Annotated in this window: 24 protein-coding genes; all 24 read right to left on the reverse strand. The window is 44.2% G+C overall.

Features of this window, described 5'->3' with window-relative positions; genetic code table 11:
* Positions 1-4: 4 nt before the first annotated feature.
* The 24 genes from G4P54_RS11890 to der all read right to left on the reverse strand — a co-directional run bounded on the left by G4P54_RS11890 (position 5) and on the right by der (position 22275).
* Positions 5-1120, reverse strand: coding sequence for a prephenate dehydrogenase (locus tag G4P54_RS11890; protein WP_167872764.1), 1116 nt, complete (start codon positions 1118-1120; stop codon positions 5-7).
* Between the two features lie 48 nt (positions 1121-1168).
* A complete protein-coding gene (hisC, locus tag G4P54_RS11895; RefSeq protein ID WP_167872765.1) occupies positions 1169-2251 on the reverse strand; it encodes a histidinol-phosphate transaminase in 1083 nt (360 codons plus the stop codon).
* A gap of 10 nt (positions 2252-2261) precedes the next feature.
* The gene (gene trpA, locus G4P54_RS11900; RefSeq protein ID WP_167872766.1) at positions 2262-3065 is read right to left on the reverse strand and encodes a tryptophan synthase subunit alpha; all 804 of its coding nucleotides are present in this window, start codon (positions 3063-3065) and stop codon (positions 2262-2264) included.
* Positions 3058-4260: a tryptophan synthase subunit beta gene (gene trpB / locus G4P54_RS11905; protein ID WP_167872767.1), complete on the reverse strand. Its 1203-nt coding sequence runs from the start codon at positions 4258-4260 to the stop codon at positions 3058-3060. The genes trpA and trpB overlap by 8 nt, the downstream gene beginning before the upstream one ends.
* Positions 4241-4888, reverse strand: a complete 648-nt coding sequence (locus tag G4P54_RS11910; protein ID WP_167872768.1) for a phosphoribosylanthranilate isomerase — start codon at positions 4886-4888, stop codon at positions 4241-4243. The genes trpB and G4P54_RS11910 overlap by 20 nt, the downstream gene beginning before the upstream one ends.
* Positions 4889-4892: 4 nt before the next feature.
* Positions 4893-5645, reverse strand: a complete 753-nt coding sequence (gene trpC, locus G4P54_RS11915; protein ID WP_167872769.1) for an indole-3-glycerol phosphate synthase TrpC — start codon at positions 5643-5645, stop codon at positions 4893-4895.
* Positions 5638-6654, reverse strand: coding sequence for an anthranilate phosphoribosyltransferase (gene trpD / locus G4P54_RS11920; RefSeq protein ID WP_167872770.1), 1017 nt, complete (start codon positions 6652-6654; stop codon positions 5638-5640). Before trpD ends, trpC begins: the two co-directional genes overlap by 8 nt.
* The gene (gene trpE / locus G4P54_RS11925; protein WP_167872771.1) at positions 6626-8173 is read right to left on the reverse strand and encodes an anthranilate synthase component I; all 1548 of its coding nucleotides are present in this window, start codon (positions 8171-8173) and stop codon (positions 6626-6628) included. Before trpE ends, trpD begins: the two co-directional genes overlap by 29 nt.
* Before the next feature lie 215 nt (positions 8174-8388).
* A complete protein-coding gene (gene aroH / locus G4P54_RS11930) occupies positions 8389-8772 on the reverse strand; it encodes a chorismate mutase (protein ID WP_167872772.1) in 384 nt (127 codons plus the stop codon).
* Positions 8769-9857: a 3-dehydroquinate synthase gene (aroB, locus tag G4P54_RS11935; RefSeq protein ID WP_167872773.1), complete on the reverse strand. Its 1089-nt coding sequence runs from the start codon at positions 9855-9857 to the stop codon at positions 8769-8771. The genes aroH and aroB overlap by 4 nt, the downstream gene beginning before the upstream one ends.
* The gene (gene aroC, locus G4P54_RS11940; protein ID WP_024715248.1) at positions 9857-11029 is read right to left on the reverse strand and encodes a chorismate synthase; all 1173 of its coding nucleotides are present in this window, start codon (positions 11027-11029) and stop codon (positions 9857-9859) included. Before aroC ends, aroB begins: the two co-directional genes overlap by 1 nt.
* A gap of 74 nt (positions 11030-11103) precedes the next feature.
* Positions 11104-11874 carry a protein-glutamate O-methyltransferase CheR gene (cheR, locus tag G4P54_RS11945; RefSeq protein WP_167872774.1) on the reverse strand — a complete coding sequence of 257 codons (771 nt, stop codon included), beginning with the start codon at positions 11872-11874 and terminating at the stop codon, positions 11104-11106.
* 236 nt (positions 11875-12110) lie between these two features.
* On the reverse strand, positions 12111-12560 hold the full coding sequence (gene ndk, locus G4P54_RS11950) for a nucleoside-diphosphate kinase (RefSeq protein ID WP_081719866.1): 450 nt from the start codon (positions 12558-12560) through the stop codon (positions 12111-12113).
* Positions 12561-12674: 114 nt separating this feature from the next.
* A complete protein-coding gene (gene hepT, locus G4P54_RS11955; RefSeq protein ID WP_024715245.1) occupies positions 12675-13637 on the reverse strand; it encodes a heptaprenyl diphosphate synthase component II in 963 nt (320 codons plus the stop codon).
* Between the two features lie 25 nt (positions 13638-13662).
* The gene (gene menG, locus G4P54_RS11960; protein WP_024715244.1) at positions 13663-14364 is read right to left on the reverse strand and encodes a demethylmenaquinone methyltransferase; all 702 of its coding nucleotides are present in this window, start codon (positions 14362-14364) and stop codon (positions 13663-13665) included.
* 6 nt (positions 14365-14370) lie between these two features.
* Positions 14371-15126: a heptaprenyl diphosphate synthase component 1 gene (hepS, locus tag G4P54_RS11965; protein WP_024715243.1), complete on the reverse strand. Its 756-nt coding sequence runs from the start codon at positions 15124-15126 to the stop codon at positions 14371-14373.
* Positions 15127-15289: 163 nt separating this feature from the next.
* On the reverse strand, positions 15290-15517 hold the full coding sequence (mtrB, locus tag G4P54_RS11970; RefSeq protein ID WP_003225517.1) for a trp RNA-binding attenuation protein MtrB: 228 nt from the start codon (positions 15515-15517) through the stop codon (positions 15290-15292).
* A 21-nt stretch (positions 15518-15538) separates the two neighbouring features.
* The gene (gene folE / locus G4P54_RS11975; RefSeq protein WP_024715242.1) at positions 15539-16111 is read right to left on the reverse strand and encodes a GTP cyclohydrolase I FolE; all 573 of its coding nucleotides are present in this window, start codon (positions 16109-16111) and stop codon (positions 15539-15541) included.
* 187 nt (positions 16112-16298) lie between these two features.
* Positions 16299-16577, reverse strand: a complete 279-nt coding sequence (hbs, locus tag G4P54_RS11980) for a non-specific DNA-binding protein Hbs (RefSeq protein WP_003153447.1) — start codon at positions 16575-16577, stop codon at positions 16299-16301.
* 371 nt (positions 16578-16948) lie between these two features.
* Positions 16949-18427: a stage IV sporulation protein A gene (spoIVA, locus tag G4P54_RS11985; RefSeq protein WP_024715241.1), complete on the reverse strand. Its 1479-nt coding sequence runs from the start codon at positions 18425-18427 to the stop codon at positions 16949-16951.
* Positions 18428-18609: 182 nt separating this feature from the next.
* Positions 18610-19344: a YphF family lipoprotein gene (locus tag G4P54_RS11990; protein WP_024715240.1), complete on the reverse strand. Its 735-nt coding sequence runs from the start codon at positions 19342-19344 to the stop codon at positions 18610-18612.
* A 21-nt stretch (positions 19345-19365) separates the two neighbouring features.
* Positions 19366-19569 carry a DUF2768 domain-containing protein gene (locus G4P54_RS11995; RefSeq protein ID WP_024715239.1) on the reverse strand — a complete coding sequence of 68 codons (204 nt, stop codon included), beginning with the start codon at positions 19567-19569 and terminating at the stop codon, positions 19366-19368.
* Positions 19570-19909: 340 nt separating this feature from the next.
* A complete protein-coding gene (locus tag G4P54_RS12000) occupies positions 19910-20947 on the reverse strand; it encodes an NAD(P)H-dependent glycerol-3-phosphate dehydrogenase (RefSeq protein ID WP_024715238.1) in 1038 nt (345 codons plus the stop codon).
* 17 nt (positions 20948-20964) lie between these two features.
* Positions 20965-22275, reverse strand: a complete 1311-nt coding sequence (der, locus tag G4P54_RS12005; protein ID WP_024715237.1) for a ribosome biogenesis GTPase Der — start codon at positions 22273-22275, stop codon at positions 20965-20967.
* Positions 22276-22388: the final 113 nt, after the last annotated feature.

Genomic DNA, 22388 nt, shown 5'->3' on the forward strand with positions numbered 1-22388 from the left:
CACCTCAATCAGCATAAAAAGTTTCATATTCCGCGCGAGCTTCAATGCATTGTTCAGCCCGTTTGCGGTCGTCATCAGACTGAAAACTGATCCGTAAAATTCCGTTAATATCTTCTCGTGTTTCAATAATGCGGATATTCGTGATACTGATGCGCTCCGCAGCTAATATAGCCGTTATCTCGGAAATCACACCCGGATGATCGGGAACATCCACGTATAAATCGTAAAATGCAGGTATTGCGCCTTTCTGCCGCAGCGGCAGCCCATCGCGATAATCCTTGGCCGTTTTAAAATAACGAAACAGGTTTTCCGCATCTTCTTGTTCTACATATGTCCGGATCCTCTCAATTTCGCGAATCCACTCATCAAAACGGTCCAAGATTTTATCTTTATTATGTAATAAAATATCCCGCCACATTGCCGGACTGCTTGATGCAATCCTTGTAATATCCCTGAACCCGCCGGCAGCAAAACGCTTAACAAGCGGATAAAGCTCTTCCGACTGATGGGTTTGGTGAACAAGGCTCGCTGCGACAATATGCGGAAAATGACTGATTACGCTTGTCACGCCGTCATGCTCTTCAGGTGTCATTTCCACAAAGTGGGCATTCGTTCCCTTCAGCAGGTGTTTTAACTGTTCAACCGCTTGTCTGTCCGTTTTCTGACCTGACGTTAATATATAAAATGCATTTTCAAACAGGAAATCCTTGGCAGCGGCAACTCCTGACTTGTGTGAACCCGCCATCGGATGCCCTCCGACAAATTGATAGCGGCTAGGCAGCACTTGATCAGCGTAATGAACCACTTTTTGCTTTGTGCTGCCTACATCGGTAATCAAAAGCTGTTGTTCAATTCCTGAGTGGGCCAGTTCATCAAGCATAAGCAGCGTTTGCGCGACAGGCGTCGCAATGATCACCGTAGCTGCCTCTTTCGCACCGCTGATAAATGAATCAGCACGCTCGTCTATCACACCTAATTTTAATGCGGCTATTGCTTGTTCATCAGAGATGTCGATTCCGATAATCCGTTTGCCGGGATGCATTTTTTTGATCGCTAACGCAATCGAACCGCCTATCAATCCGAGACCAGCGAGCAATATTGTATCTTTCATTCGATTCATACGTCATCACCTGGTTTATAGACTAAAGAGGTGATATTTGATCACCTCTTATAAAATTTCAGCTAAAATAGCAAGAATTTCTTCATTTTGCTCTTTTGTTCCGATCGTAATCCGGAGTGATGTCGGGAAGCCTAATGCATTTCCTGACCGGACGATATAGCCTTTTTCCAGCAGAGCCTGAAACAGTTCATCGGCCGGACGGTTAAAGTCGATTAACACAAAGTTTGTCTGTGAAGGGTAGCACTTTAAACCATGAGTCTTCGCAAAATCATAATATTGCTGAAGGCCTGCTTTATTTTGCTCGACACAGGAAGCAATAAATGCTTGATCATCAAGCGCCGCAATCGCCGCAGCCTGACCCAGACGGCTCGTGTTAAACGGCTCTCTTGCCGGCTCAATCTGGCGAATCAGGCTCTCCTCAGCAATTCCGTATCCGACTCTGAGTGCAGCCAGACCGTAAGCCTTTGAAAATGTCCGCAATATCATCAGATTGGGATACTTGTTTAAGAGCGGCACGGTTTCCGGATAATCCTCTGCTGTTACATATTCATAATATGCTTCGTCAAGAACAACGAGGACACGAGAAGGAACGCGCTCCAGAAAAGCGAGTAATTCCCCTTCTGATGTATATGTGCCAGTCGGGTTATTCGGGCTGCATATCCAAACGATTTGTGTCTGTTCGTCAATCGCTTCAAGCATGGCGTCTAAATCATGTGAGGCGTCAGGACGAAGTGCAATTTCACGAACTTCGGCGCCTTCAATGACCGCATTATGTTTATATTGCGGAAAAGTCGGAGCAGCAGTTATCGTGTTGGTTTTATCGTTTAAAAATGCCCGGCAGATGATCTGGATGATTTCATCTGAACCGTTTCCGAAAATAAGTGATGTTTCACTGACATTGAGGTGTTCACTGAGCCTAGTCCGCAAAGCTGCGCTGTACCCGTCTGGATAAAGGGCAAGCTGCTGAATCTCATGATGAAGCGCCTCTTTTGCAGCTTCCGAACAGCCGTAAGGATTTTCGTTTGAAGCAAGCTTCACAACTTTATTCAAGCCATATTCTGCTTTCACTGCTTCAATCGGCTTTCCTGGCTGATAAGGCTTCAGCTGTTTTAAATGTTCTTTGATACGCAAATCAGTCACCTCATTTTAAACTGTACAAGCCGCCAAACGCCGTTGCGTAATCTTCAAACTCCTGCAGCGCTTGATCTCTCGTTTCAGCGCTGATGAGCCGGTCCTTTAATTCTTCTATTTTTCTGACGAGCGCACTTCCCACTACGACACCGTCACAAATGTCATTCATCTTCATAACCTGTTCGCGGTTTGATATCCCAAACCCTACAGCAACCGGAACAGTGCTGAGATCCTTCACTGCTCGGATGAATGGGTACACGGATGAATTGAATTCATTGCGGACACCGGTTACACCTAGAGAAGATACACAGTAGACGAAGCCCTCGGCTTGTTCAATAATGGTTTTCAAACGGCTTTCGCTTGTCGGCGCAACCAAAGAAATATACGTCACTTCATGGCTTTTGCATGCAGCTTGAAGGCTGGCGCTTTCTTCTAATGGCAGATCCGGAACAAGCAGACCGTCAATATGATTTTCCCGCAGTAAAGCGAAAAAGTATTCTTTGTTCAATTGTAACACAGGATTATAATACGTAAAGAGGATAATCGGAATATTCACGCCGTTTTTTTTCATTTCTCCGCCTAATTTGATGGCCTTGACGATATTCATTCCATGATCAAGCGCCCGCTTCGAAGCCCGCTGGATCACCGGACCATCTGCAAGCGGATCTGAGTATGCAACGCCAAGCTCCAGTGCCGTGGCGCCCGCTTTTTGAAGAGATATCGCCAGTTTAACCGAAACCTCAGGCGATGGATCGCCCGCCGTAATAAACGGGATAAACAATTTTTCTGACGCTTGAAGGTCTAATTTAAACATGGGCTTTCCCCTCCTCTTCCAACACATTCATTAATGTGTTGACATCCTTATCTCCCCGTCCTGATAAACAGACGAGAATGGTTTGATCGCGGTCCATCTCTTTGGCGAGTTTAAATGCTTTCGCTAACGCATGAGCAGATTCGATCGCCGGCAAAATTCCCTCTTTTTCTGACAACAGTTTTAAGGCATCCACCGCTTCTTCATCTGTGATACTGTCATAAGTCACACGGCCGCTCTTATGCAAGTAAGCGTGCTCAGGACCGATCCCAGGATAGTCGAGACCTGCTGAAATAGAGTAAGGCTCAATAATTTGCCCGAACTCATCCTGAATGAGATAAGTCAATGAACCGTGAATAACGCCTACCGCTCCTTTCGAAATAGTAGCGGCATGAAGAGGAGTATCAATTCCTTTTCCTGCTGCTTCAGCGCCGATCAGTTCAACCTCTTCATCTAGAAATGCCTGAAACATACCCATTGCATTGCTTCCTCCGCCTACGCATGCCACTACTTTATCAGGCAGAGTGCCTTCCATGCGGCTCAATTGATCCTTCGCTTCCTCTCCGATCATTCTTTGAAATTCACGGACGACCTGCGGATAAGGATGCGGTCCGACAACAGATCCAATCATGTAAAAATGATCCTCACAATGCTGAACCCAGTACCTTATCGCCTCATTTGTGGCATCCTTCAATGTACCGTTTCCGCTTGTTACAGGCACAACCTCCGCTCCAAGAAGCTTCATTCGGAAAACGTTCAGAGATTGACGGGCAACATCCTCCTCGCCCATAAACACAGTGCAGGCAAAGCCGAATTTGGCTGCGACTGTTGCAGCGGCAACGCCATGCTGACCGGCACCGGTTTCAGCAATGATTTTCGTTTTGCCCATTTTCTTGGCAAGCAGTGCTTGACCTAGCGCATTATTGATTTTATGAGAACCTGTATGATTTAAATCTTCTCGTTTCAAATAAATTTTCGCGCCACCTAAATATTCAGTAACTCGATCAGCGAATGTTAATGCAGTCGGCCTCCCGGAATAGTCATGTAACAGCTTGTAATATTCGTCACGAAATGCGGGATCATCCTTGATCTCTTTAAATGCGGTTTCAATCTCTTCTAACGGCTGCATCAGTGTTTCCGGAACAAACTTTCCGCCAAAATCGCCGTACCTGCCTATTTCATTCGGATATGGATACATATCGCTTCATCCTCTCTTCTAAAAGCCTCATCAGATTTTGATTTTTTTGTCCGTTTTTTTCGATCCCGCTGGCAAGGTCAATTCCCAATGGGTGATATTTCAATAGGCCTGTGATGGTGTCCGGATTCACACCGCCTGCTATAAAGCAGCGTTTGCCAATAGCCGCCTGCTGGTAGTCCGGCACACAGTCCCAAGAAAAAGCAACACCAGTGCCCCCTCTTGCCCCTTTTACTGACGAATCAATCACAAAGCCATCCACATGGTCTTTAAAGCGGGCTATGTCTTGAGTTGTGTTCTCATGATGATGAAGCGCCTTCCATATTTCACAATCTGTCAATACGCGAAGCGCATCGGCATCCGCCGGTTCCTCATCACCGTGAAGCTGAATAACATCAAGATTCAAATCTTCTGCAATACGCGCCGCCGTCTCTATCGATTCATTAACAAAAACGCCTGCAACCTGTTTTTCGACACGAACTTGACTCAGCCACTTTTTCACATTTTGCGGAGATACTTTTCGTTTGCTTTCTGCAAAAATAAAGCCCAGATAATCAGCATGTGAGTTCGCTGCAAGCTGCAAATCCTGCAGTGACCGGATACCGCAATATTTTAATGCCGGCTTCTTCACACCCTCACTCTCCAAACAAAGCATGGATGGCTTTTTGCTGTGATGTTTGCCTCATCAATGATTCACCAACAAGCACAGCTCTCGCCCCATGTTCTTTGACAAATATTAAGTGTTCTAAAGAACCGATTCCGCTTTCGCTGACAAGAAGTGATTCTTTCGGGACAAGGGATGAGATTCGTTCTGTCTGTTTTATAGATGTTTCGAAAGTTTTTAGGTTTCGGTTGTTTATGCCGAGAATACCAGGCGTGAACACCTTCAGTATTCGTTCCAGCGTTGTTGCATCATGAACCTCTACTAAAACGTCCATCCCCTTTTCACCAGCTTCAAGATATAATTCATGAAGGTGCAAGGAATCAAGCACCTCGCCGATTAACAATATGGCATCCGCTCCGATTCTTCTTGATTCCTCCACTTGAAGAGAATCAATAATAAAATCTTTTCTGAGTACAGGAATCGAAACAGCACGCTTTACGTCTGACAAATAACGGTTTACCCCTTGAAAAAACGGGGTGTCTGTTAAAACGGAAAGCGCATCTGCCTTCGCAGCTTCATAATCTTTTGCAATCCGTTCAGGGACAAAATCCTCTTTAATGAGCCCTTTTGACGGCGATGCTTTCTTCACTTCGGCAATCAACCCAATCAGCCGATTCGGGCTTGACAGTGCCTCTTTAAATGAACGTTTTTCGAAAGGCTGCTCTTCCGGCAGGACTAATGTTCTTACTTCTTCTTTCTTTTGTCTGATAATGTTTTCAAGCATAGATCTCTTCCTCTTTCTGCTTTAGTCGTTCAAGCTGCGCAGCAGCGCCTCCGTTTGTAATCGTCTCTAACGCCAGCTCTGTTCCTTCCTTCAGTGAGGAGGTGATCCCCGCTGTGTATATCGCAGCTCCTGCATTAAAAGCTGTAATTGATAAAGCGGAGCGGCTGCTTCTATTTTCAAAAATATTCTGAATGAGACAGGCACTCTCTTTCGGTGACTGCACCTGCAAATCTTCAAGTCTGCCATTTGTAAAACCGAAATCTTCGGGTGAAACGGTATATTCCCGGCGCTCCCCGTCCTTTAATTCAATCACGTCGGTCAGTGCCGTAATTGAAAGCTCATCTAAACCGTCACGACTTGACACGAACATGACGTGCTTCGGCTGAAATATCTCCAGTGCGCTTGCCATCAGTCCAGCTTTTGCAGCGGAATAGACCCCGATCACCTGCCGCTGCGCCTGTAAGGGGTTGCTGAGCGGACCAAGCAGATTAAATACCGTTCTGAAACCTAGGTCTTTTCTAGTACTTGCTACATGTTTCATAGACGCGTGATAAAGCGGTGCAAAAAGAAATCCCATGTTGTTGGCTGCAATGCTTTTTTTGACCTTTTCGGGAGTGGTTTGAATCGGAACCTCTAACTCCTCTAACACATCAGCGCTTCCGCTTTTAGAAGAGACAGACCGATTGCCGTGCTTAGCAATTTTCGCACCTGCTGCTGAGGCAACAATTGCCGATGCCGTTGAGATATTAAAAGTGGAAATACCGTCTCCTCCGGTTCCGCATGTGTCCACAATATCAGAAAGCCCATCGACTGTAAGGGCGCGCGCCCGCATCGCCTTCACAAAGCCCGCAAGCTCTTCTGGCGTCTCTCCCCGATGAGCAAGAACAGACAATATACCGCCCATTTCAGAAGGCGTCATTTCCGCTGTCATCATCATATTCATCAGCGCTTCAGCCTCACCGGCAGTAAGTGTTTTTCCATCAACGCACAATTGTAGATATTTGTTCATCAGCTTCAGCCTCCCTGCTATGAAACATGTCTTCTGCAATATGAATCGTTTTCAGCAGCGCACCTGCTTTATTGCAGCTTTCTTCATATTCAGCTTCCGGAACTGAATCGGCAACAATTCCAGCTCCCGCCTGTATCGATGCGACACCATTCTTTACGCTCATCGTGCGAATTGTGATACAAGAGTCGATATTTCCGTCAAATCCGATGTAGGCGATGCAGCCTCCGTATGTCTCTCTCGGTGTCGGCTCGAGCTCTTGCAAAAGCTGCATGGCGCGGATTTTCGGAGCGCCTGTTAAAGTTCCCGCCGGGAAAGCGGACATCAATGCATCGACAGGATGAACCTCTTTTTTCAATCGGCCTGTAACCACCGAGATAATATGCATGACATGTGAAAAGGAAACAATTTTTGTGAACTCAGGCACAGAAACAGATCCATACTCCGCTACTCTGCCGATATCGTTCCGGGCAAGATCAACGAGCATGTAGTGCTCCGCTTTTTCTTTTTCATCCTTCATCAGCTCAACTTTGAGTTTTTCATCTTCCTCTTTGTCCGCGCCGCGTTTTCTCGTACCGGCAATCGGATGGATTTCCAGGTGTCTGTCCTGAACACGGATTAATCGTTCCGGAGAGCTGCCGACTATTTCTCTGTCTTGGAGTTTCATATAATACATATACGGAGAAGGATTGACGATCCTAAGCACTCTGTATAACTCAAAGGCATTTACTGTTATCGGAACCTCAAATTTTTGTGACAGCACGCCCTGGAAGATATCTCCCGCTTTTATATATTCTTTGATTTTTCCTACATCAGCCATAAAAGCAGATTTTTCATAATTGGAAGATACGTTCTCAAAGCTGGGCGTTTTATATGAATCAGCAGAGAGAAACAGCTCTTTTATGTTTTTTTGATTCATCATTTTTTCTATGAGATCTTGAAGCTCTTGATGATTTTGATGAAACACATCGATTTTTTCTTTTTCTGTTTCCCGTCCATTGAGGCTTGCGTATTGGATAAAGTGGACGTTTTTGGTTTCATGATCATACGCGATTAATGTCCGGCAAACAAACAGCATACACTTTTCCATTTCTGTTTCTTTTGTATGCGAAGGAACAGAAGGTTCAATCAGCGGGATCATATCATAGCTTAAGTACCCGACAGCTCCGCCGACAAAAGGAATGCCCAGCTCTGGTGTTTTGATGTTGTACGTTGTATTCATCCAATTCAGTACTTCTTTTAGGTCATTTCCTGTGTAAAGAGATCTGCCGTTCTGATCAACAGCTGTAAAGCGGCTCTGTTCTTCCTTAATTGTCAGAAATGGATTCAGACCGATAAACGAATATCTTGACCAATTGGATGTATCGTCCTTGCTTTCAAGCAGATACGTAATCTCCCTGTCGAGCTTCTCTATCATTTGAATGGGTGTCAGTGTATCGACTGTGAAGGTCTCCACAATCGGTATCGTGTGGCAGGACAAGCTGTCCTGTAAAAATGCAGAAATGTTTGATTGGAAATTCATTGTTCTCACTCCTTATGGCAAGGAGAATGAGAAGATGGCATGAGAGGATAAACGATAATATAACAAATAAACCCAAAAGAAAGGCTTCTTTTGGGTAGAATAAACATACATGTCTCAGCTCAACTACACTCATTCTCTGCTACCCTATTCTCTAACTCAACTCATTCAATCGCTTTATACACACTCTTGTGTATTTCTAAGCTGTTCCTATCGTATTACAATTCAGTATTTTTTGTCAATGATAAATCGGGTCTTAATACGACCGCTTTTTCTAAATATACATGTCTGATCTGATCCTGAGGAACATCAGTCTGGACGGTCATCATCACTCTTATGCACTTTTTCAGACCGCCTATTACGTCCATTTCCTGCATACATGTTACCGGTACATACTGCCATCCTGAAAGCTCGCGAACAGCTTTTGCCGGGAAAACAGAGTGCAAGTCAGGTGTAGCCGAAAGAAGCATTTGAACAACATCTTCCGGTTTTGTATGATTTTCTTCTATGATTTTCTCTAACAGCTGTTTTGTTTTTTGTAAAATTTCTTCTTCAGTATCCCGTTCAACAGTAGTTGCTCCGCGAATTCCGCGAATCATCATGATGTCTCCTCCAATCGCCATTTGTTCAGCCAGCTCTCAAGTTCATTTCTGGAAAATGTGTGATCAGCAACTTTTCCTAATTCGTTGAGCACGATAAACTGAATCTTCCCGCCGCGGGTTTTCTTATCATTCATCATACGGTCCAATAAAACCGATGTTTCCGTCTCTTTTTTAAGTGAACTCGGATAGCCCAGGCTTTTCAGCCAGCTGACCAAACGCTTTCTGTCCATTTTACAGCCCGCGGTCTTTTCACTTATATATAAAGCAAACTGCATTCCGAGGGCTACAGCATCACCATGGGTGATCTGTCCGTATCCATATTCAGCCTCAACGGCATGGCCGAGCGTATGTCCAAAGTTCAAGTAAGCTCTGATTCCCTCTTCTTTTTCATCCTGCTGAACGACAGAGGCTTTAATTGAAATACCTTTAAATATCATGTCATTCAACCGATCACTGGTGATATCGTGCAGCGAGCGGATATTCAGCAGCTCTTCCAGAAACGCTCTGTCATAGATAAAAGCGTGCTTAATCACTTCTGCCATTCCGGACCGAAGCTCTTTTTCAGGCAGAGAACGCAGGAAGTCTGTATCATATAACACTGCCTTCGGCTGATAAAACGCACCGATTAAATTTTTTCCGAGCGAATGATTCACAGCTACTTTTCCTCCAACTGCGCTGTCATGCGCCAAGAGAGTTGTCGGCATTTGGATGAAATCGATGCCGCGCATAAAAGTGGCCGCCACAAAACCGGCAAGATCTCCAACAACACCGCCACCAAAAGCGATGATGCATGAGGAGCGATCCATATGAAAACGAATCGCTTCACTCTGCAGGTCTGTGTACATGTCCATGGATTTCGCCTGCTCTCCGCTCGGCACGGTCACTTTTTTCACGGGCCATTTTTCTTGCAGCAAATGAAGCATTTCATCACCATACAAGCGGTCTACCTCTTCATCCGTGACAAGCATGATCCGTGTTAAAGGCCTGTTTAAAGAGGTTAATAGTTCGCAAGCCTCTTTTCTGATGCCTTTTCCGATAAAAACAGGATACGACGAGGAAGCAGTTTGAACATGCAGTGTTTTCATTAAAATTCCCTCGACAGTTTTCTCATATTCTCCACATTTTCTCTAATGCGGTCGATTTGATCTAAGCCGAATTGTTCAACGACTGCGTTCGCAATTTCCCATGCTACAGCCGCTTCAGCTACAACACTTGCCGCAGGCACTGCACAGCTGTCTGAGCGTTCAATGCTGGCAGAAAACGGTTCTTTCGTTTCAATATCCACACTTTTCAGCGGTTTATACAAAGTCGGAATCGGCTTCATGACTCCGCGGACGACTATCGGCATTCCTGTCGTCATGCCGCCTTCCAATCCTCCAAGTCTGTTGGTAGCGCGTGTATACCCTTTTTCCTCGTCCCAAATGATCTCGTCATGGACTTCGCTTCCATTTCGGCCCGCCGCTTCAAATCCGATGCCGAATTCCACACCTTTAAACGCATTAATTGACAGCACAGCAGCAGCAAGCTTACTGTCCAGCTTGCGGTCATAATGGACATAGCTGCCAACGCCTACCGGCATTCCTTCGACAATGACTTCTACAATTCCGCCGATGGAATCTCCGTTTGCCTTCGCTTCATCAATGGCATCCATCATTTTTTTGCCTGCCTCTTCATCGTAGCATCTGACTGGAGACTCTTCCGTTACACGCTGCAGATCTTCAATTGACGTATATTCTGTTTTTTCAGCTTTAACTGCACCAATTTGCAACACATGACCCGCCACCTTAATGCCGAGTTCGGAAAGAATCTTTTTAGCAACAGCGCCTGCCGCCACTCTGACAGTTGTTTCCCTTGCTGAAGAGCGCTCAAGTACATTTCTCATGTCACGATGATTATATTTAATCGCACCGTTTAAGTCAGCATGCCCAGGTCTCGGTCTGGAAATTTGGCGCTTCATTTCCTTTTCTTCATCCTCTGTAATCGGAGCAGCACCCATAATTTTCGTCCAATGTTTCCAGTCGTTATTTTCTACCACAAGAGCAATGGGTGAGCCGAGCGTACGGGCATGGCGCACCCCGCTCATAATTTTGGCCTGGTCTTTTTCGATCTGCATACGGCGGCCGCGCCCATGGCCTTTTTGGCGTCTGGCAAGCTCAAAATTGATATCTTCCTCCGTTATGTAAAGCCCGGCAGGCACTCCTTCAATAATGGCTGTCAGTTGCGGGCCGTGTGATTCTCCGGCTGTTAAATATCTCATGACTCCTTCTCCCTTCATCGCATTAACGCTTTTAAGTAAAACTACTATAACATATTTTTCAGCAAAAAGTCAGTCTATCTTTTTTGATAAAAGAATGTATCGGCTGGCACAAGTCCAAACTTCTCAGGATTAAAAATTTGCTCGGTGCTGCCGACAAAAAGAACGCCATTCTTTTTCAAGCTATGTGCCATTTTAAAATAAAGCTCTTCCTTCGCGCTTTCAGTGAAATAGATAAATACATTGCGGCACACAATTAAGTCAAAATCTTGTTCATAACGATCCGCCAGCAGATTGTGTTTTTTGAATGTAATATTCTTTTTGATTTCCGGTCTTACTTCATAGCTTCTATTTGCGTTTTGAATAAAATAACGATCCTTCACAGATGACGGGACTTCCTGTAAAGACCGCTCCTGATAGACGCCTTTTTGCGCTTTTTCCAATGCCTTTTCATCAATATCAGTCGCCATAATATGATAGCCTGACAGACCTTTTTGCTGATCCAAAAGCATGGCAAGCGTGTATGGCTCCTCACCCGTTGAGCAGGCGGCACTCCAAATCTTTAAAGGCTTAGACGTCTTGATTAACGGCAGAATAGCAGTCTCAAGAACTTCCCATCTTTTATAATTACGATAAAATTCTGAAACATTGATTGTCATTCTGTCCAATGTTTCATTTAAAAGAGCTTGATCCTTTTCCAACGCCGCCGCAAAGTCCTTAAAGTTTTGAAATCCCTTTTTCTCATAAAGTGACGTTAACCTTCTCTTCATTTGTGCTTCTTTATATAGTGTCAAATCGACCCCGGTTAATTGTTTCCATTTCGCTGTAAATACGCTGTATGTATCCATCTCTACTCTCCCAATCTCGCTGTCTTTTTGTCCTAGTATAGCTTGTTTTATCAGGAAATTGTATTATTTCAATAAAAAAATCAGCTTTTCAGCTGATTTTAGATGATTGGGGACAGCAGCGGTCTGATGCACACTGCGATTGAACCCTTTATTCACTTCAATGTAAACCTTTACAAGAAAAATCAAAAACCGGCGGTGTTACATGATGCCGGCTCTGTAGCTTATTTTCACAATGATTAATAGATCCAGCCTGCCATGAGCTGCTGATATGATACTAATTCTTCATTCTTAAAGAAAATGTTAATCTCACGTTCTGCACTTTCGAGAGAATCAGAGCCGTGGATGATGTTTTTTCCGACAAACATGCCATAATCTCCCCGAATCGTGCCAGGTAGAGCTTCTTTAGGATTTGTCTTTCCGATCAGCTGTCTCGTCACTTCAATGACATTTTCGCCTTCCCACACCATTGCGAATACAGGTCCTGAAGTAATAAACTCAACGAGCTCTCCGAAGAAAGGCTTCCCTTGATGTTCAGCGTAGTGTCTCTCAGCCATTTGTTCAGTCACTCTCATTAGCTTGGCGCCAGCTAATTGTAAGCCCTTACGTTCGAATCTGGATAAAATGTCACCAATGAGCTGACGTTGGACACCGTCTGGTTTCACCATGATAAAAGTCTTTTCCATCATATTCTCCACCCCATCATTATGTATGTATAGGCTTTACACTGCACACCGAAATCGTAACATCTTTCTGATTATTAATCAATCCGGGGCGGAGAAAATTCTTAATATCTACAAAAATTAAAATTTTCTTTTACCAATATATTTCGCGATGGCTGCAAGAGATGAACGTGCGCGCCCTCTAGGAAGCGTGTTTAATTTCTGGAAGGCTTTCTGCAAATACATTTCGCTTACTGCCATAGATGCTTCAATCGCATCTGTTTTTTTGATTTCTTCAATGATCGGTTCGAGCTGTTCCTGCGTTGTCTCACTGTTAATCAATTTAAGCTGGTTCTTTAGTGCTGGATTTTTCAAGGCGTACAGCACTGGCAATGTGACATTCCCTTGAAGCAAATCTCCTCCAACGGGTTTGCCCAGCTCTTCTTCAGTTGAGGTAAAATCCAGAATATCATCAATGATTTGATAAGACATACCGACATAATACCCAAACCAGTACAGCGCCTTATGAACCTTTTCATCTGCTCCGGACGCAATAGCACCAAGCTGGCAGCTGACCGCAATCAGGAGGGCCGTTTTACGTTTGATCCGGCGGAGATATGTTCTGAGATTTTGTTCCATGTTGTATTTGTCTTTGATTTGCTCAATTTCTCCAAGACACACTTCAACAATCGTTTGTGACAAAATCCGATGGGCTTTTGGCTCGTTAATTCTCGTCATCATTTCAAGAGATCCCGCCAGCATATAATCGCCTGTGTACATCGCAATGCGATTGTCCCATTTTGCTTTGATTGTCGGCTTTCCTCTGCGAAGCTCAGCATCATCAATGACATCATCATGTACCAAAGAGGCCATGTGAATCATTTCCAGAGTGACGGCGACATATTTAATCTTATTAATATCGTAATCGCCAAACATGCCGGAAAGCAGCACGAAAACAGGCCGAATGCGTTTTCCTCCTGCCTGCAGCAGATGAAGACCCGCCTCGCTTAAAAGCGGGTAGTCAGAACGTACGGTTTGTTCAAGCTCTCGTTCGATCACATCAATATCGTCATTTAAAAAAGAGTAGGCCATTTTAAATTTCATATCATTCACCCAAACATCTGTGTTTTCATTTCCATCCGATATGCGTGGCAGCGACTCCGCCAGTAAACGAATGATATTTGACATTTTTTAAGCCCGCCTCTTCAAACAGGCCTGCCAGTTCCTTCATTCCAGGAAATTCACTGGCTGATTCTTGAAGCCAAGAATATTCTTTATAGCTTTTGGCAAACAGTTTACCGAAAAACGGCATAATATACTTAAAGTACATAAAGTAAGCCTGTCTGAATCCGAACATTTCCGGCTGGGATGTTTCCAGACATACCACCTGGCCGCCCGGCTTTACCACACGTCTCATCTCTTTCAGTACAGTCAAGTAATCAGGGACATTGCGGAGACCGAAGCCAATCGTGACATAATCAAATGTATCATCATCAAAAGGAAGCTCCATCGCATTGCCGTGCAGCAGTTCAATTTGGCTGAATCCGCCAGCTTTCACTTTCTGCTGGCCGACACTCAGCATATTTTCACTGAAGTCTAAGCCCTTGACCTCGCCGGTTTTGCCGGCTGCTTTTGCAAGAGCGATCGTCCAGTCAGCTGTTCCGCAGCAGACATCAAGTGCCTTGGCGCCTTCTTTGACATCCATGATGCGCATCGTTTTGTCGCGCCATTTTTTATGCTGCTGAAAACTGATGACAGAGTTCATTTGGTCGTAGTTTTTGTATATCTTTTCAAATACTCCGTGTACGCGCTGTTCTTTTGAGTCCTGCATAATGGTTTACCCTTCTTCCACTTTCTGATGATAGGTTTGATCTTGGCTGATTGTCTTCAGACGGTTTAATAAAATATGCTGAATAGGTGAATTTAGAGGCAAAAGTGACTCAATGCTGTTTTTCGCTTTTTTAAAACAATCTTCCAGTATCTCTTCTTTTGTTTTTCCAAGCTGTATAAAACTGCCGATCACATCCAGAAATGTATCATTCCCGTTCATAAGCCGCTTCAATACAAAAAAATCACTTGACAGCTTTTTCCAGCGAGGGAGGTTGAAGTGTTCCGCCACCCGATGGAATAAAGCTGATTCAACGATGCCGACACTCTCAAAAAAATCGTGTTCGTCCTTGAAAGAACGGTCATACAGCCGAATTTTATGTTCATTGATTTCTTTGATGGCTGTAGCAAGCGTCCTAATCATGTAGATATCCTTCATTTCAGATAGTAAAGAGTAGTACAGCCCGCTGAAATAATCGCCTGCGAGAACAGTCAATTGGCGGTTTTTGTTTTCGTCTCGTTTTATGACTCTGGCTGTCGTCACTTCATCATGGGTATCAAGGGCGCTTTGCACAAGCATCGCTGTTACAATATAATTTTCTCTGTCGTTGTTTTTTATGTCAGCTTCTTCAAATAAAGCATGAAAAAGAAGAAGCTTATCCTCATCAATTTTCGGCGCGGAAATATGCTTCGCTAAATAAGGATGAGACAGCTTTTGTTTTAATTTCGTGTTCAAATTGGCTAAAGTTCCGTAGATGTCTTGCAAAAATATCACCCTTGTCCCCAAATTCACATTTATTTCTAATCTATGTATGAGTTTTATCTTTTCATTCACTTACGCAGATATCATTATAGCATAAAAAAAAGAAATTGGCTGTATCGTCCCGCTGTTTGCGAGCATTTTGCTTTTAACAGCGGGGACAGCCAGCTTATTTTTTTTCGCTTTTCATTTCTCCGTATGCGGTTTGAATGAGTGCTTCTCCTCTGACTTTAATGGCAGAAGTATGCTCTGTAAACTGAGCGATGATCACTTCTCCCTTGTCGAGTTTTTCGGAATGGTGAAACTTTGTGTCTGTTCCCCTTGTCAGGCCGATCACATTCACTCCGTCCTCAACCGCTTTAATGACGACAAAATCACTTGAATGCTTTTCGTTCATTTATAGCACCCTCTATCTTTATTAGTCCTGGCGTTTAATGTGTTCCAATACTTCCGCACGGGCAGCGGCATCATCTTTAAAAACGCCTCTGACTGCTGAAGTGACAGTTTTTGCACCCGGTTTTCTTACACCGCGCATCGTCATGCACATGTGTTCTGCTTCAACCACCACCATTACGCCATGGGGGTCAAGCGTTTCTACAATGCTTTCCGCAATTGTAGACGTGATACGTTCCTGAAGCTGCGGACGCTTTGCAACGGCTTCAACGGCACGTGCCAGTTTGCTGAGTCCTGTGACCTTCCCGCCTCGCGGTATATATGCAACGTGTGCTTTTCCATAAAAGGGAACAAGGTGATGCTCACACATAGAATGAAACGCGATATCTTTTACAAGAACAAGCTCCTCATGGTTTTCACCGAAGACAGTCTGGAAATGTTCTTTTGGATCTTCATTCAAGCCGGAGAATACCTCGGCATACATCTTTGCGACTCTTTTCGGAGTATCAAGAAGCCCTTCTCTATTTGGGTCTTCTCCGATCGCTTCTAAAATTTGACGAACAGCTTGTTCGATTTGCTCTTTATTAACTTCTTTCATGTTCTATGTCCTCCACCAATGAATACATTTAATTTCGATTCTAGCACACATGCCCCGCTAAAAGCAAAGTGAATGCCCTGTCAGAAAGCCCACGCCCTTGAAATATGAAAAGCCCCTTAGAAAGGGGCTTTTTTGTGAAGAAATAAAGTGTATGTAAGCTAGATGCATACACGATCTATATTCACAATTATTTTCCGGCAACTGCGTCTTTAAGCGCTTTACCTGGTTTGAAAGCAGGTACTTTGCTTGCTGGAATTTCGATTTCTTCACCTGTTTGAGGGTTGCGTCCTTTACGTGCAGAACGTTCACGCACCTCGAAGTTACCAAAACCGATCAGTTGGATTTTATCACCGTTTTTAAGTGCATCTAAGATCGTATCAAAAACAGAGTCAACTGCTTTTGTAGCGTCTTTTTTAGACAATTCGCTTGCTTCTGCAACCGCATTGATAAGTTCTGTTTTGTTCATGCCTTTCACCTCCTCCCAAAAGGAAAGTTAAGTTCGTTTATCATCATTTCTTCACAGTTCAGTCTGATTCTAAACCTGTCTCAGAAAAAATCAGAGCAGGCAAGAGAAAGACAATAAAACGGCTTTTTAAGAAAAACTGCACTCTAAGGAATGTTTGTCCAACAAAGTGAAGAATTTCTGTATGTAGAGTAACACATATAAAAAGCCATATCAAGCATTTTAAAGCGTCAATCCCTTGCTCGTCAAGGATTTAACGTGATTTACCGAACAAATATTCCTTTTTTTCCTTTTTTCATCCTATTCCTTGATCCTTTTCCATTATTAAGAGCAAAGAAAAAAGACCTCCCATTCTATAAAGAGGTCTTCCGGCATTACAGGATGATGGCGATTAAACCGCCTGATCCTTCATTTATGATTCTTTCTAACGTTTCTTTTAATTTGTACCGTGCGTTCTCAGGCATTAATGACAGCTTTGCCTGAATTCCTTCCCTCACAATTGAGCTCAGTGATCTTCCGAAGATATCGGAGTTCCAGATGGAGAGCGGATCATCTTCAAAGTCCTGCATTAAATAGCGTACAAGCTCTTCGCTTTGTTTTTCCGTTCCGATAATCGGCGCAAATTCGCTTTCGACGTCTACTTTGATCATATGGATCGACGGAGCGACAGCTTTCAGCCTCACACCGAATCGTGAGCCCTGCCGTATAATTTCCGGCTCATCGAGACTCATATCAGTTAAAGCAGGTGCTGCAATACCGTATCCAGTCTGTTTGACCATTTTTAAGGCATCTTGCACTTGATCATACTCTGTTTTCGCATGTGCGAAGTCCTGCATGAGCTCAAGCAGGTGATCTCTTCCCCTGATTTCAACCCCGACCACTTCTTTCAGGATTTGATCATATAAATGGTCCGGCGCGTATAAATCAATTTCAGCCACCCCTTGGCCCAGTTCAATTCCGGCTAATCCCGCACTTTCAATGAACTCAAACTCGCTGAATTGGCCGACAACCCTGTCAACGTCTCGGAGACGCTTAATATCCTTAACGGTCTCCTTCACGGATTCCTGGTAGCTTTCACGCAGCCAATGGTTTTCTTTCAGCACCATTACCCAGCTTGGAAGATTGACATTCACTTCAAGCACCGGAAACTCGTAGAGAGCCTCTCTGAGCACACTCAGCACATCTGTTTCCCGCATGCTTTCCACGCTCATTGCCAATACCGGGATATCATATTTTCCGCTTAAATCCTGGCGCATGGCTTCTGTTTCCGGGTGATATGGCCTGACCGAGTTGATGACCATAATAAAGGGTTTGCCAACCTCTTTCAGCTCTTCAATGACCCTTTCTTCAGCCTCTATATAGTCACTTCTGGCGATATCTCCAATGGTGCCGTCTGTCGTAATGACAACCCCGATAGTCGAGTGTTCCTGAATGACTTTTCGCGTGCCGATTTCAGCAGCCTCATGAAATGGGATCGGTTCTTCGTACCAAGGCGTGTTGATCATCCGCGGCCCGTTTTCATCTTCATATCCTTTTGCGCCGGGCACTGTGTAACCTACACAATCTACTAATCTTATATTGACATCGAGTCCGTCTGACACGTGAACAGACATCGCCTGATTCGGAACAAATTTAGGCTCTGTAGTCATAATCGTTTTGCCGGCCGCGCTCTGCGGCAGTTCATCCTGCGCACGGGCCCGGTCTGCTTCGTTACTGATATTCGGGAGCACCACAAGCTCCATAAATTTTTTAATGAACGTGGATTTCCCTGTACGGACAGCACCTACCACTCCTAAGTATATATCGCCTCCTGTTCGTTCAGCGATATCCTTGAAAATATCGACCTTTTCCAAGTGATCCCCTCCCGGACTTCCTATCCTTATCAATTTTATTAAGCTCTTTCAATCAAACACAGGACACTATATGTGTATGACGTTGTCCTATTTCAATATGACAGTTTTAGAAAATTTCCCATCCTCAATCTATCAAAGTATAAAAAAACCTTTCTCCCTATTTGTATGCACCGGAGAAAGGTTCATTCCTTTTTCATATCATTTTCTAAAAAAACAGGTTCCTGTTTGTCATTTACCGTATAATTCACAGAAAATGCGGGGACAAAGGGGGTTTCTTGCCAGATCATATCCTGAATTTCCGCCCCGGGTTTAAACGTTTTTTTGTTTTTTTTGAGGCAAGAAGCGAGCTCAGTCCGGTAATCGGCATATATTTCTCCGTTTCCGTCAATCATGAGCGGCAAGGAATTTCCTGAGATTGGGCTTGTCACTGTAAGAGAGCTTCCATCCCCGAGCTTCTTCCCATCAAGTGTAAACAAATCGCGTGACAGCACCTCTTTGTAAGGCGGATATTGATGTTTCTGGCGGTACATTTGGACACGTAATTTTACGTCGCGGATTTGTTCAGCCATCTTGAGATCAATCAATTTAACAGTCGGATCGTTCTCTACGTCAACAAGCACGTATTGATAGTCTCCCCCGCTTTCATATGCCGTGCTTGGGGGCTCGGCCATATATCTCGGTGCTAAACGTTTAAAGTCAATCGGATATTTTTGATAAATCGGTGTCGACATATCTTTTGTTTGAATGGGAAGCAGCCCCCCATTTGCCTTTTGAAATTCATCAACAGCAGACTGAACCTGCTTTAGCTGGTCCTGATAAGGAATAGCGTGCCCACTGCTTTTCCGCTCATTTGGATATAGACAGCCCGATAAAAACACGACGGCCGCAAAAATCATAGCGCACTTCAGTTTACCCATACAGCACTTCCTTTTACAGCTTTATTCATTGACAGGGCCGCTGAAGACCACGACAAACACAATAATTCCGGATATGAGCATACACATGTAAGCGAATGACGAAACCGCAATCTTCAGAAAACGGCTTCGGAACTTAAAGCGGCTCAAATAGATGGAAGCTACAGCCAAAAACATCAGACCCATAGACCCTAGTGCAAACCACATTTTCATCAATGCCAGACTCAATGACCTGCGCCTCCCCGATATGTATGATGTAAGCGTTATATTTTAATTTTAATATACAGCCCCAGAAAAGATCAACCAAATTTTCCAGCCTTTGATAGAACAAAAAAAACTGAAGCAAAGAGGGGGACCTTCGCTTCAGTCAACTTGACTATATTCACCTGCACGTTTAAGAAACACTCTCTTGGACTTCGATGCTATAGTATGCGATTTGGCATACAGATGCATCCTCTATTGCCTAAATCGGCAAAATGTTTCAGGAGATCCCAAGACTTGGGTGTTCCTCTGTTTTTTCGGGCTTTCGTTCAATTAAGATATGCGGTCTTCCATACGATTGATACATTTACTTCACTTGATTTCCAAACGTATTGACCAGATCCTCCATCTCGTGGGTTTTAACTCTCGCCATTAAAGATTCAACAGCAGTTTCTACTTTTTGTCCATTAAATAGAACTTGATGGAGCGCTTCTGTAATTGGCATTTTCACATCATATTTCTTCGAAAGCTGGTAAGCCGCTTTTGTCGTCCGGACGCCTTCGACTACCATTCCCATCTCTTCAAGAACATCTTCAAGCTTGTACCCTTTTCCGAGCAAATTGCCGGCACGCCAGTTTCTGGAATGGACGCTTGTGCACGTCACAATCAGATCGCCTACTCCAGTCAATCCAGAAAACGTTAAAGGATTCCCGCCCATTTTCGTTCCGAGTCTCGCAATTTCAGCAAGTCCGCGCGTAATCAAGGCAGCTTTGGCATTGTCGCCATACCCTAAACCGTCTGTGATTCCTGCGGCAAGGGCAATAATATTTTTTAAAGCCCCACCGATTTCAACTCCGATAATGTCAGGATTTGTGTACACACGGAAATTGTGATTAATAAATAAATCCTGCACCTCTTCTGCAGCCCGTATGCTTTTTGAAGATGAAGTAACGGTCGTCGGGTGCCGCAGCCCAACTTCTTCCGCATGGCTCGGACCAGAAAGGACAACAATATCTTTTCTGACATCGCTCGGGAGCTCAATTTCCATAATCTCAGAAATCCGCAGAAGCGAATCAGGCTCTATCCCCTTGCTGACATGAACAAAGACTGCCTTTTTCGTTAGAAAAGGCACGGCCTGTCTCAGCACTTCCCGAATTGCTTTTGTCGGAACCGCAACGATAATGAAATCTGCATCCGAAACAGCTTTATCGATATCCGTTGTTGCCTCTATTGATTCTGGAAGCTTGACGTTCGGCAAATAGTCCTTATTCTCATGCTGATCATTGATTTGATGAATCAGATCTGCACGGTGGCCCCACATGGTTACATGGTGATGATTATCGGCTAACACTAAAGCCAATGCCGTTCCCCAGCTTCCCGCTCCGAGCATAGTGACTCTTTTCATATTTGCTTCACACCTTTTTATTTTCTAGCTCTTGCAAATATTTTAATTGGTGTCCCCTCAAAACCGAACGCATCTCTGATTCGGTTTTCTAAAAAGCGTTCGTACGAAAAATGCATCAATTCCGGATCGTTTACAAACACAACGAAACTCGGGGGCTTCACAGCCACTTGAGTCGCATAATAAATTTTTAAGCGAGAACCGTTATGAGTCGGCGTCGGATTCATTGCCACCGCATCCATGATGACATCGTTTAAGACATTCGTCTGCACTCGAAGCGAATGGTTTTCGCTTGCTTTGATAATCGCAGGCATCAGCGTATGGATCCGTTTTGTCGTTAAGGCTGACATGAACAGGATTGGCGCATAATCAAGAAATTGAAAATGGTCACGAATATTTTCTTCAAATTCTTTCATCGTGCTTTCATCTTTGTCAACGGCATCCCATTTGTTTACGACGATCACGACAGCCTTGCCCGCTTCGTGCGCATAACCGGCGATGCGCTTGTCCTGTTCAATAATGCCTTCTTCGCCATCCAGAACAACCGCAACGACTTCTGAGCGGTCGATTGCTTTCAGCGCGCGCAGCACACTGTACTTTTCAGTCGTTTCATAGACTTTCCCTTTTTTTCGCATACCGGCAGTATCGACAATGACAAACTCCTGCTGATTGTACGTAAACGACGTATCAACAGCATCTCTTGTCGTTCCTGCCACATTGCTCACAATGACGCGCTCTTCGCCGAGCATCGCATTCACAAGTGACGACTTTCCGACATTCGGACGCCCGATGAGACAAAATTGAATCACTTCTTCATCGTATTTCGTTTCAGGAATGTTTTTAAAATGCTCTGCAGCGGCATCCAGTAAATCACCCAGTCCGAGTCCGTGTGTTCCCGAAATAGGATACGGCTCGCCAAAGCCAAGCGAATAAAAATCATAAATATTCGCTCTCATTTCTGTGTTATCCAGTTTATTAACCGCCAAAACAACTGGCTTTTTCGTGCGGTACAAAATTTTCGCTACTTCTTCATCAGCAGCTGTCACGCCTTCACGGCCGTTCACCATAAAAATAATGACGTCCGCTTCATCCATGGCGATTTCTGCCTGCTGGCGAATTTGCGCTAAGAACGGCTCATCACCGATATCAATACCGCCAGTATCAATCAAATTAAAATCATAATTCAGCCACTCAGCCGAGCTGTATATCCGATCCCTTGTCACTCCAGGGGTATCTTCTACTATTGAAATTCTTTCTCCCGCAATCCGGTTAAAGATTGTGGATTTTCCTACATTTGGTCTCCCGACAATGGCTACGACAGGTTTACCCATAGTACCCTTCCTTTCGATCCAGCCGCTTTCATTTTTACATAAATTTTCAACCGGTTATTAAAATCATTTCATTCACTTTTATGAAAAGAAACCCTTCAGAGGAAGGGCTTAAC

Origin of the sequence: Bacillus tequilensis, from assembly GCF_012225885.1 — a bacterium.
In the GTDB taxonomy this organism is placed as follows: Bacteria; Bacillota; Bacilli; order Bacillales; family Bacillaceae; genus Bacillus; species Bacillus tequilensis.

Excerpts from the sequence above, each read along its gene's own strand:
- G4P54_RS11890 (WP_167872764.1), bottom strand. The coding sequence starts at position 1,120 with ATGAATCGAATGAAAGATACAATATTGCTCGCTGGTCTCGGATTGATA.
- trpA (WP_167872766.1), bottom strand. The coding sequence starts at position 3,065 with ATGTTTAAATTAGACCTTCAAGCGTCAGAAAAATTGTTTATCCCGTTT.
- trpB (WP_167872767.1), bottom strand. The coding sequence starts at position 4,260 with ATGTATCCATATCCGAATGAAATAGGCAGGTACGGCGATTTTGGCGGA.
- trpC (WP_167872769.1), bottom strand. The coding sequence starts at position 5,645 with ATGCTTGAAAACATTATCAGACAAAAGAAAGAAGAAGTAAGAACATTA.
- trpD (WP_167872770.1), bottom strand. The coding sequence starts at position 6,654 with ATGAACAAATATCTACAATTGTGCGTTGATGGAAAAACACTTACTGCC.
- trpE (WP_167872771.1), bottom strand. The coding sequence starts at position 8,173 with ATGAATTTCCAATCAAACATTTCTGCATTTTTACAGGACAGCTTGTCC.
- aroH (WP_167872772.1), bottom strand. The coding sequence starts at position 8,772 with ATGATGATTCGCGGAATTCGCGGAGCAACTACTGTTGAACGGGATACT.
- aroB (WP_167872773.1), bottom strand. The coding sequence starts at position 9,857 with ATGAAAACACTGCATGTTCAAACTGCTTCCTCGTCGTATCCTGTTTTT.
- aroC (WP_024715248.1), bottom strand. The coding sequence starts at position 11,029 with ATGAGATATTTAACAGCCGGAGAATCACACGGCCCGCAACTGACAGCC.
- cheR (WP_167872774.1), bottom strand. The coding sequence starts at position 11,874 with ATGGATACATACAGCGTATTTACAGCGAAATGGAAACAATTAACCGGG.
- ndk (WP_081719866.1), bottom strand. The coding sequence starts at position 12,560 with ATGATGGAAAAGACTTTTATCATGGTGAAACCAGACGGTGTCCAACGT.
- hepT (WP_024715245.1), bottom strand. The coding sequence starts at position 13,637 with ATGAAATTTAAAATGGCCTACTCTTTTTTAAATGACGATATTGATGTG.
- menG (WP_024715244.1), bottom strand. The coding sequence starts at position 14,364 with ATGCAGGACTCAAAAGAACAGCGCGTACACGGAGTATTTGAAAAGATA.
- mtrB (WP_003225517.1), bottom strand. The coding sequence starts at position 15,517 with ATGAACGAAAAGCATTCAAGTGATTTTGTCGTCATTAAAGCGGTTGAG.
- folE (WP_024715242.1), bottom strand. The coding sequence starts at position 16,111 with ATGAAAGAAGTTAATAAAGAGCAAATCGAACAAGCTGTTCGTCAAATT.
- hbs (WP_003153447.1), bottom strand. The coding sequence starts at position 16,577 with ATGAACAAAACAGAACTTATCAATGCGGTTGCAGAAGCAAGCGAATTG.
- G4P54_RS11990 (WP_024715240.1), bottom strand. The coding sequence starts at position 19,344 with ATGGGTAAACTGAAGTGCGCTATGATTTTTGCGGCCGTCGTGTTTTTA.
- G4P54_RS12000 (WP_024715238.1), bottom strand. The coding sequence starts at position 20,947 with ATGAAAAGAGTCACTATGCTCGGAGCGGGAAGCTGGGGAACGGCATTG.
- der (WP_024715237.1), bottom strand. The coding sequence starts at position 22,275 with ATGGGTAAACCTGTCGTAGCCATTGTCGGGAGACCAAATGTAGGAAAA.